Origin of the sequence: Gelidibacter sp. (assembly GCF_039916245.1) — a bacterium.
Classification (GTDB): domain Bacteria; phylum Bacteroidota; class Bacteroidia; order Flavobacteriales; family Flavobacteriaceae; genus Gelidibacter.
In genome coordinates, this window is record NZ_JBDSLS010000294.1 from 1 (window position 1) to 13,272 (window position 13,272).

At 36.9% G+C, this 13,272-nt stretch carries 9 protein-coding genes and 1 tRNA gene; 9 read left to right on the forward strand and 1 reads right to left on the reverse strand.

Translation table 11 applies throughout. From position 1 onward, the window contains the following. The 8 genes from ABIQ28_RS14815 to ABIQ28_RS14850 all read left to right on the forward strand — a co-directional run. Positions 1-845: hypothetical protein (locus tag ABIQ28_RS14815; RefSeq protein ID WP_348038667.1), on the forward strand; the 845-nt coding region annotated here is incomplete at its 5' end. A gap of 116 nt (positions 846-961) precedes the next feature. Then, the gene (locus tag ABIQ28_RS14820) at positions 962-3,646 is read left to right on the forward strand and encodes a hypothetical protein (protein ID WP_348038669.1); all 2,685 of its coding nucleotides are present in this window, start codon (positions 962-964) and stop codon (positions 3,644-3,646) included. Positions 3,647-3,657: 11 nt separating this feature from the next. Beyond that, positions 3,658-5,082, forward strand: coding sequence for a hypothetical protein (locus tag ABIQ28_RS14825; protein WP_348038671.1), 1,425 nt, complete (start codon positions 3,658-3,660; stop codon positions 5,080-5,082). Between the two features lie 72 nt (positions 5,083-5,154). Continuing rightward, positions 5,155-5,397 (forward strand): histidine kinase dimerization/phospho-acceptor domain-containing protein, encoded by a 243-nt coding sequence (locus ABIQ28_RS14830; RefSeq protein ID WP_348038673.1) that lies wholly within the window; start codon positions 5,155-5,157, stop codon positions 5,395-5,397. Then, positions 5,394-6,734: a response regulator gene (locus ABIQ28_RS14835; RefSeq protein ID WP_348038675.1), complete on the forward strand. Its 1,341-nt coding sequence runs from the start codon at positions 5,394-5,396 to the stop codon at positions 6,732-6,734. Before ABIQ28_RS14830 ends, ABIQ28_RS14835 begins: the two co-directional genes overlap by 4 nt. 353 nt (positions 6,735-7,087) lie before the next feature. Further along, on the forward strand, positions 7,088-9,841 hold the full coding sequence (locus ABIQ28_RS14840; protein WP_348038677.1) for a response regulator: 2,754 nt from the start codon (positions 7,088-7,090) through the stop codon (positions 9,839-9,841). Between the two features lie 45 nt (positions 9,842-9,886). Beyond that, a complete protein-coding gene (locus ABIQ28_RS14845) occupies positions 9,887-10,621 on the forward strand; it encodes a HAMP domain-containing sensor histidine kinase (RefSeq protein ID WP_348038680.1) in 735 nt (244 codons plus the stop codon). A 6-nt stretch (positions 10,622-10,627) separates the two neighbouring features. Continuing rightward, positions 10,628-11,269 (forward strand): response regulator transcription factor, encoded by a 642-nt coding sequence (locus tag ABIQ28_RS14850; protein ID WP_348038682.1) that lies wholly within the window; start codon positions 10,628-10,630, stop codon positions 11,267-11,269. Between the two features lie 301 nt (positions 11,270-11,570). On the opposite strand, the gene ABIQ28_RS14855 is transcribed toward ABIQ28_RS14850, so the two are convergent. Beyond that, a tRNA-Leu gene (locus tag ABIQ28_RS14855) sits at positions 11,571-11,652 on the reverse strand. A gap of 150 nt (positions 11,653-11,802) precedes the next feature. Between ABIQ28_RS14855 and ABIQ28_RS14860 the strand changes: the two genes are divergently transcribed. Beyond that, the gene (locus ABIQ28_RS14860; RefSeq protein WP_348038684.1) at positions 11,803-13,191 is read left to right on the forward strand and encodes a dipeptidase; all 1,389 of its coding nucleotides are present in this window, start codon (positions 11,803-11,805) and stop codon (positions 13,189-13,191) included. Positions 13,192-13,272 lie beyond the last annotated feature (81 nt).

A 13,272-nucleotide genomic window follows, 5' to 3' on the forward strand; every position in this document is an offset into this window, starting at 1 on the left:
TTTTTTTCACCAGCCTTAAATTAAAACCTACACCTATGATGCCCAATCACTTTAAATTCTTTTTGACTCTTGGCTTTCTAATCACATTGACGACTTCTGGATTTTCTCAAGGCGTTTCTATGTCTCCCACCCGATTGTTTCTAACTGGAAATCCAGGAGAAAAGGTTACGGAAACGGTAATTTTGAACAATAGTTCTGATAAAGATTACGTCTTTAATATTAATGTTAAAGACTGGAAAAGAGAACTAGATGGCAATAAAATTTATTCTGAACCAGGCAGTTTAGACACCTCCAATGCTTCTTGGATTTCTACATTTGAAAACACGGTCTCCGTTCCGGCGAAATCTACTCAAGAGATTCTAGTTACCATGACCATTCCTAAAGATGCGTCACCATCAGCATTGACCAATAGTATGCTGTTTTTCACGCAAATTTCAACACAAGCCGATAAAGCCCAAACGCAAAACGGAATAGGCATCATCGCACTATTTGAGTTTGGACTCCATGTGTATTATACGCCGACTGGTAATCAAATAAATAGCATGGAAATCACTGCTATTGAAGAGATTAATGATGCCATTTCTCAAGAAAAAAAGATCGCCGTTAGCGTTATCAATGATGGGAATATCGTAAACGATGCCACTGTACAATTTGAACTGACGAATACTGAGACTGGTGAGGAAATTAAATTGGATTCCAAAGCGATGTCTTCCATGCCAGGAACGGAGCAAGTTATCTACTTTACTTTACCAACATCTATTTCAGGACAATATTTGGGCGTCACCATAATTAAAATGTCTGGCACCAATGATTTAAGAGTAGGAGAAAAAACATTCGATTTCTAATTTAATTCTTGAAACAATCACTCCATATTCCCAAAACTCTAATCAGAAAGCTCCTTTCATTTTGCATGATTGTTTTTCTGCCGTGTTCTTATGTCTATAGTCAAGAGGTAAGGGAAGTGGATTTTCATTTTGAAACGGACAGTATTGCTGTCCAAAAAGGGTCCACCTTCACCAATTTCCTGGTTATAAAAAACCGAAGCGCCAACAATATTACCATTGACAAACTGGCTCCAGAATTAAAATATCCTGGGTTATTATTAGCACCCAAACCTAATTTTGACATTCTTCCTGATGAGACCAAGCGTTTCCCTATAAAATTTATAGCAAGCTTGGATTTTATGATGCTTCAGGCCAACGCCATCACTTTTAATCTCACATATAGTTCGATGGCGCGTGTCGAAAACATCAGTACTTCTTTCAGCTTAAAAAAGCCTGAAGAAAAAAACATTGCTATCATACCCTTTTCGCGCGAAAATTACATCAATCCAGATACTCCTGAAACCATCATCACTATGTTTGTGGAAAACCGAGGCTATTCAAAACGCAGCATAAGGCTCGATTTTCAATCCTCTCCTGAGGACTTGGAGATGACGCCAAGGCAACAAACCATTTCCTTAGAAGGTCAAGAAAAAAGACTGATAGAAATTACAATTTCCATAAGGCGTCAAAACACTTTATTTCCTGATTATAATATTCAGGTAAGAGCTACCGACCTTACCAACAATGAGAACGTGGGAAGCAGCTATATAAAACTTGTAGTATTATCGCACAACCGACAGTTAAGTCGCGCGAGCAGTGCGGTCAGCGGCACCAACTTTGCCGAAGTCAATTATAATGAAAATAGTTCTGGCTTTAATTATATGCAATTAAGAGGCAACACCGAGTTTTCTGCATCAGAAAATATTCAAGGACGTTTCAACCTCGCGGCAGATTACTATCTTCAAGATGGACTTTATAATCTTTATGACACTTGGCTAGAAGTCGAAAGTAAAAAGAGCTTGGCCAGAATAGGAAATATTTATGCTAATGACTATGATTATTCCATTTCCGGAAGAGGCGCAAAAATTTCTACCGAAATAGGGGTTGGAAAGGAATTTGAAATTATTGGTCTGGAGAACAGTTACCATCTTTATGGCAGCTATTTTCCGCAGAATGAAAGTGCTAAAATGGCAGGTGCCAAATACAGTTTTGGTGCATTAAATAACTTTAATGGGAAATGGTCCTACGTTTATGATCACGACCCGAGACAGGCCATTGAAACACATGTAACCAACTTTGCGTCCGCTTTTGTACTTAATGATCAACATCGATTCCGAACCGAAGTAGGTCTAAGCCATGAGTTTGGATGGATACAAAAGGACAAAAACTCTGGAGCCTCTGTGGGTTTAAACTACGACACCAGCTTAGGCCATTGGGATTTTCAATCGTTGAACACTTATACCACGAGTGGCTATGCAGGAATGAGCAGAGGATCCTTCAACCTTAATCACCGCATCGGGCATCAAATCTCGAACACGCAACGGCTATTTTTTCTATATCGAAATTCGCAAGTACAGCCCGAATACTTGAATTTCCAATATGGGCAGACCCTGTACAACAGACCTGAATATTTCAATAGCACACAATCGGCACAAGTAGGCTATCAATTTAATGTAAAGAACTGGAACTTTCTACTATCGCCACAAATAGAACGGCAAAAAGCAACCTTCAATTTCATATCTCATGATTTATTGACTTACCGTCTTTACAGCAATATTGGGACTGCTTTTGGCCAGCATGGCTTCAATCTTACTACAGAATTTACCCATTCAAAAGAAGATCGCAGTCCAAATTGGTTTCAGGGATTTAGGTCAACAATGTCCTACCGTTTCAAGAATTTTTCTATCAATGGTTCTGCACAATACAATCCCATCAGTGTATTTGACCTGAATTACAACTTTAATAGCGGTGAAAACTTTGAAAATTACAATGTGTATACCAGCTATAACTTCCTAGTTTTAAATACTACCTTATCAGGATCCATTTCGGCAGGCATCAATTATTCGGGACTTTATGAAAATAAAAGCAACAATTTCACAGGAAATATAGAATACAAAATAGCGACTTCCTGGTCCACTACTGGCTATGCTAATTATTCGGACTACAGCTCTACTAATGCTAATGGCTACAGTGGCGATAATTACCAAATTAGAATAGGTATTAAAAAATACTTTGCGAGAGCTACCGCCATTGGAAACCACAAAGTGAGCTTTCAACTGTTTGAAGATAAAAACTACAATGGCATCCGCGATGTCCATGAAGCCGTGCTGGCCAATGAAATTGTTAAACTTGATGACCATACGGCGATCACCGATAAAAACGGAAAAGTAACTTTTCAGAATGTTCCCAAAGGAAGTTATAAATTAAAGATCAATGAAAGTGCTGGTTCACGCTTGATGAAGACCCCCCTAATTGAGGTGAACAAAAATATTAATATACAAGTTGGCTTGGTAAAAAACATTAGGATCACTGGAAAACTAGTTGAAGTAAAGCAAGCCTACGACGTTTTAAATACCGACGTTTCAGGCATTGTTGTGTATGCGAAGAGTGAGGAAGGCGCTATACAAACTACAGTGGTTAACCAAAACAGTGAGTTTGAATTTTTTTTAAAGATTGGCACATACGCGATTTATATTGAAAATGATACCTTCAGTTTTATCAATCCAAAACAATCCATAGTGATTGAAGATACAGATGACTCAGAAAACCTGGTTTTTGAATACCAGAAAAAAGACACCAAAATTAAGGTGAAAAAGTTTTAATTTAGATAGACATGAGAGCTTATAAAAAATATATTTTAGGTGGGATTTTACTATTGGCAGCCACAGCTTTAACCATGGCCCAAGACGTTAGAATAGAGATACCAATAAGTAATATTAATAACAAAACGGATTTTTCTGTAACCCGAACTGTGTTTAACACGGGAAGCAATACGAGATGGATAGACAAACAAGAAACGCCGAATATGTGGTGTCTAAATAGTAGGTTTTTGCAAGAAAATGCATCAGGGGCTAGTCTTCCTACTTCGGTATTGCAATGGCAACTTGATAATATTGGGGGACAACAACCTACCTACCATGTTCATGATATTCAACCTGGTTATAAATCGTTTTCTACTAGCCCACAATCTTGGTATGAACCTTATAGCAATGGATCAAAATATAGTTCAGGAAATGTTGTTTTTAAATTTAAAATTCCAGCTGCTGCTTTTGAGAACAATATTTTTCAACCAGGAGAGTACAAGCTGACTATTAATCACAACTATGAGAATTATTTCACTCCCAACAGCTTCAATATCATTCTTGTTGTTCCTTATACCCAACCGATCCAATGGCTTTCTAACATGCCTACCAAAACTCATGAAATTACATCCTTAAATCAATTTAGATCGGGAGGCACTCGTACTTTTGATGCTATCGGAGCCGCTGAAATATCAAACACCATTAATTTTAATCTTTGGGCCCAGACTGCTTCCTCCTCAATTAAATACACCTCTTCCAATGGTGTGGAGGCAACGCGAGAGGTAAGTTTATTGAAACTGGGAAGCACTTATCCTAAGGTTATAACCGCTCCACTATCCGCCAATTGGAAAAACCATACGCCTAATAACCCATTTTTGGTTGTCGCAGGTAGAAAACATAATTTTGACCTTCAATTTTCCATCTCAGAATCCGATTTTAGGAACCACTTCTTTAATGCGGGAATTTATAATTTTCAAATAAATTTGGATGCAAAAAGCACTACCAGCAATGATTCAGACATTCATAAAACCGACGTAAGCATTAAAGTCCTTCCCTTATCTGAAATTACCATCCCGATGCCAGGGAATGAGGTGAGTCTTGAATTCAATACGGCTACAGATTATCAACATGGTAAATCCAGAATCATCTCCAATCAGATACAACTTTCAAACAATGAAACTTATGAGCTTTATGTCAAATCGGAATTCCCATATTTCAATAAGTCAGGCATACAGTCGGATGTACCTTCAAGAATTTTACAAATAGGCGTAGATGGAGATGTGCATAAGGTTACTTTATCCCAAACCTCCCAACTGATTATTTCCAATGGCACGCCGGTTCTCGATAAAAATTTGAATATGATGTATACTATTTCTGCAAGCGCTGCCCAGACTTTGTTATCTAAAGAGAAGGCGACCTACTCGATCAACGTTATTTACAGCTTTACGGCACTATAATAAACTTATATCAACTATATTTTTACATTTACTGCGCTAAGTATATTTTGAATGAATAGTCAATCCAAAAAAATGGAAAACTTAATCCCAGCATCTTTAATAGCACTTGAGTATAGCGGACAAGCTTTAGACAAAATCGCTATCATTAAAAATAATGGAAAACAAGCTATTATTGGATTTATTGAATTAGCACTTAGAACTCAATTGGACGATACCCAACGCCACTACTTGGAGATTATCAATCAGTCCGAAGAATTCTTATATAGCATCAGCAACGATATCCTCGATTTCTCAAAGATGAAAACAATCCTATGAAATTGAAAATTGATAAAGTGGAACTGGAGCAAGTGTTGTCAAATGCTTTGAACATTATATCTTTTGGCGTGACAACGAAAAACTTGGAAATGTTGTTGGATATGGATCCCCATATTCCAAAAAACATTTGGATTGATGTGATGCGACTAGAACAGATTTTAATTAACCTACTGGAAAATGCTCTGAAATTTACTGAAAAAGGGGAAATAAAGCTTTCGGTACAGGTTTTAGACGATTATGGAAATGACAAAATGCTTTTAAGATTTGCAGTTAAAGATACTGGCATTGGTATTAATGAGGATCAGTTACAAGAAATATTGAATTCTTTTACGCAGGAAGCCGGCAATATCACTAATAAATATGGCGGCACTGACCTGGACTTAACCATTTCCAATAAACTTCTGGCACTTGTCAATAGTGAGTTACGCTTAGAGAGCAAGCTAGGGCACGGAAGCAACTTTTTTTTCGACCTAAAAGTTAAGACAGAAAATGAAGAGATAGATCATTCCTTAAAGGATATCAAAAAGGTACTCATAGTAGATGGTAACACTAACAACCGAAGGATATTAAAACGGATGTTGGAAATTAAAAACATTGAGATTGAAGAGGCTGACAGCGGCTTACAGGCATTAATAACCATAATGGACAACCCAGGATTTGAAGTGATCATAATGGACTACCACATGCCGATAATGGACGGCATCGAAACCATTAAGAAGATAAAGGAACTGCAGGCTACACAGGAAACAAAACCCGCATTTGTAGTATTGTACAGCTCATCCGACGACGAGCATTTACAAAAAGCATGTGACGAATTGGAGATTAAAGCAAGGTTGGTCAAACCTATCCGAATGAGTCAAATGTATCAGGCCTTGGAAGACTTACAATACACCACTTCCGACGAAATCGACGATGTGATTATTGAAGAGAAGGAAGACATGGATTTCAACATGACGATTATGATCGCTGAGGACAATCCTATTAATATGACCCTCACTAAAATATTTGTTAACCAAGTGCTTCCAAAGGCACGTATTATAGAAGCAGTTGACGGAGAAGAGGCTGTTGAACATTATAAAAAAGAACAGCCAGACCTCATTATTATGGACATACAGATGCCCAAAATCAATGGAATTGAAGCTACACGAAAGATAAGAATTTTGGAGAAGCACATAGAAATTCCTATCATAGCACTTACGGCTGGAAGCCTTCCCGGACAAAAAGAGAAGTGTCTTGCTGCAGGTATGTCAGATTATTTAACTAAGCCCATCCTTCAATTCACTTTGGCAGAAATGCTACGGAAATGGCTAGGCTCCAAAATGGGATTAATGTCCTAATATCGTGATGCAATTATCTTTCATTACAGTTATATATTTGATGAACCAACAAAGTGGATCACTTCCTAGGAACAAATCTCACATAGTGGAAAAAAGTTAAAACCAAACTTCATCAACATCTCATCATGCAACCTATAAAAGTTTCACACGCAAATGATAGGGTTTTTCATTTGCATTATCCAAGTCCAATTTAGTGCTTTTAATTCTTGAAGTAACTCAGATAAAATCTCTAAGAAAGTCTGAAATTTCTTTTATTATTCTCCCAGTCCTAAAGACATATCTATAAAATTACAGGAAATGAAAACTTATGTAATTTATAGTTTTACTGTTCTTTAATTGAATATTTTTGCGCCATGAAAAAAAGTATCATAACGCATAATGCAGTGGTTCCAGATGCAGCAGATAAACTTGTTGTACTTCAAAACAGATATGCTGAGGCATTTGATTTCTTAATTTATTCTGTCGTTAGCATAACTGAGGTATCTATATGTACTATCACTTTATTTAGCGAGGACAAAGCATATCTCATTGGCACTAGTGATAACTCAATAAAAAAAATATGGCTGTTGCCTAATACCTACCCAAAGCCGACTTTATCGATAAACCACCAAAATCAAATACCCCCAGCCCATACCGTTAATCATATTGATGTCAAGTTTAGCACTGCCTTCCCCATCACGGACTCTAACCTCAAGGTTATAGGAAGCTTAAATATATTTGATACAAAAGCCCGTGAACTAACCCAACATCAAATTACATTTCTTGTCAAATCGATAGAGCAAATAAATCGGTGGGTAAAAATTAAAGAGAAAGAACAACGTTTATACAATCAAGATTATTTATTTGAGTATTCTGATGACCTATTAGGCATATTTACAACGAGTGGTAAATTCATTAAAATTAATCCTGCATTTGAAAAAACTTTAGGATGGACAGACAAGGAAATTATGCAATCTGTTTTTATCGATTTTGTTCATCCCGAAGATAAAGAAGAAACTTTAAACGCTTTAATCGACCTTGCCAAAGGCATACCGCTTCAAAATTTTACGAACCGATACCTTACAAAATCAAATGATATCAAATGGATTGAGTGGACGTGCACGCCCGATTTAGAAACGAATCAAGTTCATACCATAGGTAGAGACGTTAGTGAATATGTTGAACGGGAAAACCTTTTATCTCAAAGCGAACTTAAATTCAGAAATCTATTTGAAAACGTACATGGTATTTTGACGGTAATGGACTTGGAAGGCAATATTATTAACATCAATAAAGCCGGACTAGAAGCCTCAGGGTATTCACGAGAAGAAATTTCTAGGTCATCAATATTTGATCTCAATGAACCCGAAAAACGCGAAAATGTCAAAAGCTACTTAAAGATAATGAAAACTGATGGCGAGGCCTCTGGAGAGATGACAATCATAAAGAAAGATGGCACTAAAGCTATATGGATGTTTATGAGCTCCTTGGAGGAAGACCTTGCAGGCAATAAACAAATCATTGCAAATGGTGTGGATATTACGGAACGCAAAAAACTGGATGATGAGCTTTTAAAAGCCAAAGAAGCTGCTGAAGAAGCCTATTTGGCTAAATCAGAATTTGTGGCCAATATGAGTCATGAAATTCGCACCCCATTAAATGGAATCATTGGATTTACAGAATTAGCCCTAGGCACCCAACTTGACGATACTCAAAGACAATATTTAAAAATCATCAATCAATCGGGCATATCTTTATATAGCATCATCAACGATATCCTCGATTTTTCTAAAATGGAAAAAAATCAGATGAAACTAGATATTGACAAAGTTGATATTGAAGAAGTGGTGTCTGAAGCTTTTAATATTGTGTCCTATGGCTTTAATAAAAAAGGCTTGGAAATGCTGATAGATATTGATCAAACAATTCCACGCTATATATGGGCGGATGGCATGCGATTAAAACAGATATTCGTAAACCTCTTAGGCAACGCTCTTAAATTCACAGAAAAGGGTGAAATTAAAGTCTACGTCAAGTTGCTTAAAAATTATGACAATAATAAAATGCGCTTTCGATTTGGCGTCCGTGACACAGGCATAGGAATTCATAAGGACAAACAAGTAGAAATCTTTAATGCTTTCTCTCAAGAAGACGGAAGTATTACTAAACGCTTTGGAGGTACTGGCTTGGGCTTAACAATCTCCAATAAATTATTGGGTCTATCCGATAGTACTTTGCAGCTCGAAAGTGAACAAGGAAAAGGCAGTCATTTTTTCTTTGATTTAGATTTGGATACCGAACACTCAGAGGTTGAGATGTCCCTGGAAGGAATTAAGACGGTTCTGATTGTGGACGATAATGATAATAACCGAAGGATTTTAAGACGTATGCTTGAAATTAAAGGTATCGAAGTTACAGAAGCCAATAGCGGCATGAAGGCTTTAATGACCATGATGGATAATAGTAAATTTGATGTTATCATTATGGACTACCATATGCCGGTGATGGATGGCATCGAGACCATTCGGAAAATAAAGAAGCTCACTCCAGAGTCCCCTTTCATCGTTTTATACAGTTCTTCCGACGATGCGACACTTCAAGACGCTTGCGACGAATTAGAGGTAGATAACAGACTTGTAAAACCTATTCGTATGAACCTAATGTATAAGGTGCTATCTAAGGTGAAAAATGAAATAAAGGTTAATTCTGAAAAAACAGAAACCATTGTTAATCCTATTGAAGAAATTAAGCAAAATATTAAAATTTTGATTGTTGAAGATAATGCCATCAATATGCTTTTAGCCAAAACCTATCTAAAGGAAATAGTTCCTAACGCCATACTTCTTGAAGCTAGGAATGGTATCGAGGCCATATCAGAATATAAATCAGGAAAACCTGATTTAATCTTTATGGACGTACAAATGCCTGAACTAAATGGTATTGAAGCTACAAAAACCATTAGAAGTCTTAAAGAATACATAGAAATACCGATCATTGCACTTACAGCGGGAAGCCTGCCTGGCGAAAAAGAAAAGTGCATCCAAGCTGGTATGAATGATTTTCTTACAAAACCTCTTCTCAAACAAACTATGATGAATATGGTTGGAAAGTGGATTGAAAAAAAATAAATTATCACTGAATAAAAAGACTCCAAGTTTTAAAGCCCCAAACTTATGACTGATCAAATTCAAGATTTAAAAATTGAAAATAAAAACCTCAAGAACGAAATTAATTTGTTAACGGGTTGGATTTCCCTTATCTCTCACGATACCAAACAAATGTTTAGTAGCCTAACATGGATCATAGATGCTTATGAAAGCGAGATAATTACTGAAGAGGTCTTTTTTAAAATGTTACCTGAAATCAAAAAAGACGCCAATAAAAATTTACAAACAGCAATAGACACTGGTGAATGGCTAAAAACCCAGTATGGAAATTTCCAGCCAAAACAAGATATTCTTAGTGCTAAACCATTATTCGAGGAGCTTCGTGAAACATTCGAAGAGAAACTTAAAAAGAAAGACATTTCCTTAAGTTTTATAGGTCATGGCAACCTCCAAATAGTTTGCGACAAAGTACTTATAACCTTCATCTTAAGCAAACTATTAGATAATGCTATAAAATATTCAAATGTGGGTCAAGAAATTATCTTTACAGCCGTTGAAGAGGCTAATGAAATCGTTCTTTCCGTTACCGACTTTGGAACAGGGATCGTAGAAAAATATCTTAATTCGATTTATAAATTTGAAAACCCCGTATTCCATGGTACTGCAGGGGAAATAGGTGCTGGATTAAGCCTAAAAATCGTACAAAGTTTTGTATTTTTGGCCAATGGTACTATAGAGATTGACTCCTTAGAAAATAAGGGAACAACAGTCACTGTACGCCTGCCCCAAATCGATAAATAAATATATATGCAAAATAGTGATCGCATTTTAGTTGCGGATGATCATGAAATTGTACGCATGGGATTAATTCGGATAATTAAACAACTGAAACCCCAGTCTCACTTATCTGAAGCAGATGATTATAAATCGTTGTACGTAAAAATTTCTAAAGAAAATTTTGATTTAGTAATATTGGATGTCAATATGCCTAATGGCTCTTTCCAAGAGGCTGTTAATTTCATCAAGTTAAAACAACCTCATATTAAAATACTCGTATTCTCTTCACAAGATGAACAACTCTATGCCGTACGCTATCTCAAAATTGGAGCCGATGGGTATTTGAACAAGGAGTCTTCTATGGCTAAAATTGATCTTGCATTAAACGCAATGCTTAACACAGGTCGATATATAAGCGAAGAAGTAAGGGAATCTATGATTTCCGTTTCGTTACAAAACAACCAAGCACCTAACTCTTCCTTAGAAACCCTTTCTAATCGGGAATTACAAATAGCTAATAGTTTAGTTCAGGGACTGACATTAAAGGACCTTTCAAATCAATTGAATCTGCACTCATCTACTATAAGCACCTACAAAAATAGAGTCTTTGAAAAATTAGGGATTCAGTCTATACCCGAGCTTGTGGAGATACTTAGACTATACAATCAATAGGTTGTTAGACCCTTCAAATCGTATTGATTAATTGATATGTCATTCTCGTGTGACAATTATATATTTCGTTTTCAACTAATATCTTTTAAGAGGTGAGAATGGCTGTTTTATTCTATAAAACATGCTTTTGAGGATTCCACAAAAAAAAGCTATATAAATTGAAGCGCTTATTTGTACATTTTGGGCAACTTCAAACCCATGACTTTTTGACTTGATCCGGCATCACGCTCTAAAGCGTGACATGGATACCAATCCCATTAAAAACAAAAAAGCCTCTCAAAATGAGAAGCTTCGTTTTCTGTACAGGTGGGGAGACTCGAACTCCCACACCTCGCGGCACTAGATCCTAAGTCTAGCGTGTCTACCAATTCCACCACACCTGCATAGGCTCCGATTATTATCGGGATGCAAATATAAACATTCTTTGGAATATACAAATATCTTTGACCAAGAAAATTCACTTCATTTTTCGTACTTTTGAATTACATAAAAAACAGAATTTCTCGAACGAGGAAATCACTTAAAACTTAATTATGCAAAACATTGACAGTTACGTAGAAAAAAATAAAGACCGATTTATAAATGAACTAGTGGAACTCCTTAAGATTCCATCGGTTAGCGCTGATTCTGCATTCAAAAACGATGTTCTAAAAACAGCGGAGGAAGTCAAAAAAAGCCTCGAAAAAGCAGGTTGCGACCATGTCGAAATCTGTGAAACTGAAGGCTACCCAATTGTTTACGGCGAAAAAATAATTGATAAAAATCTGCCAACGGTTTTGGTTTATGGCCATTATGACGTACAGCCAGCAGATCCAATCGAACTTTGGACTTCTCCTCCCTTTGAACCCGTCATTAAAAAAACAGAACTCCATCCAGAAGGCGCTATTTTCGCTCGTGGCGCCTGTGACGATAAAGGACAGATGTATATGCACGTCAAAGCGATGGAATTCATGACCTCCACCAATCAACTGCCTTGTAATGTCAAATTTATGATTGAAGGCGAAGAGGAAGTGGGCAGTGTCAATCTCGCAAAATTTGTAAAAAAGAACCAAGAGAAACTGAAAAACGATGTCATTTTAATTTCTGATACGGGCATGATTTCGAAAGACACGCCTTCGATCACTACAGGTTTAAGAGGCTTGAGTTATGTAGAAGTGGAAGTTACTGGACCAAACAGAGACTTACATTCAGGATTATATGGAGGCGCTGTGGCGAATCCAATTAATGTATTGACCAAGATGATTGCGTCTTTACATGATGAAAACAATCACGTGACTATTCCTGGGTTTTATGATAAGGTCGAAAACCTATCAGACGAAGAACGTGCGCAAATGGCAAAAGCACCATTTTCATTGGAAGATTACAAAAAAGCTTTGGACATTGAAGATGTTTATGGCGAAAAAGGATACACCACTAACGAGCGTAATTCTATTAGACCAACTTTAGATGTCAACGGCATTTGGGGAGGTTACACAGGCGAAGGCGCTAAAACGGTTATCGCGAGTAAGGCTTTTGCTAAAATCTCTATGCGATTGGTGCCGAATCAAGACTGGGAAGAAATCACAGAATTGTTCAAGAAACATTTTGAAAGCCTCGCTCCAAAAGGCGTTACAGTATTAGTAAAACCACATCATGGCGGACAAGGTTATGTCACTCCAATTGACAGTATCGGTTATCAAGCGGCTTCAAAAGCTTATGAAGAAACTTTTGGAAAAACGCCAATTCCACAGCGAAGTGGAGGAAGTATTCCTATTGTAGCCCTTTTTGAACAAGAATTAAAGAGCAAAACCATTTTAATGGGCTTCGGATTGGATAGTGATGCGATCCACTCCCCTAACGAGCATTTTGGGATTTGGAATTATTTGAAAGGGATTGCAACGATTCCGTTGTTTTATAAGTATTTTACGGAGTTGAGTAAATAAGTTTTTTGTCCCTCACAGAGGCGCGGAGGCACAAAGTTTAAATTGCCACGAATTCACAAATAAGTTTTATAAACATTTGTG

What these genes read in the sequence shown, in the direction of transcription:
- ABIQ28_RS14860 (WP_348038684.1), top strand. Translation starts at nt 11,803, where the DNA reads ATGCAAAACATTGACAGTTACGTAGAAAAAAATAAAGACCGATTTATA.
- ABIQ28_RS14835 (WP_348038675.1), top strand. Translation starts at nt 5,394, where the DNA reads ATGAAATTGAAAATTGATAAAGTGGAACTGGAGCAAGTGTTGTCAAAT.
- ABIQ28_RS14850 (WP_348038682.1), top strand. Translation starts at nt 10,628, where the DNA reads ATGCAAAATAGTGATCGCATTTTAGTTGCGGATGATCATGAAATTGTA.
- ABIQ28_RS14830 (WP_348038673.1), top strand. Translation starts at nt 5,155, where the DNA reads ATGGAAAACTTAATCCCAGCATCTTTAATAGCACTTGAGTATAGCGGA.
- ABIQ28_RS14825 (WP_348038671.1), top strand. Translation starts at nt 3,658, where the DNA reads ATGAGAGCTTATAAAAAATATATTTTAGGTGGGATTTTACTATTGGCA.
- ABIQ28_RS14840 (WP_348038677.1), top strand. Translation starts at nt 7,088, where the DNA reads ATGAAAAAAAGTATCATAACGCATAATGCAGTGGTTCCAGATGCAGCA.
- ABIQ28_RS14845 (WP_348038680.1), top strand. Translation starts at nt 9,887, where the DNA reads ATGACTGATCAAATTCAAGATTTAAAAATTGAAAATAAAAACCTCAAG.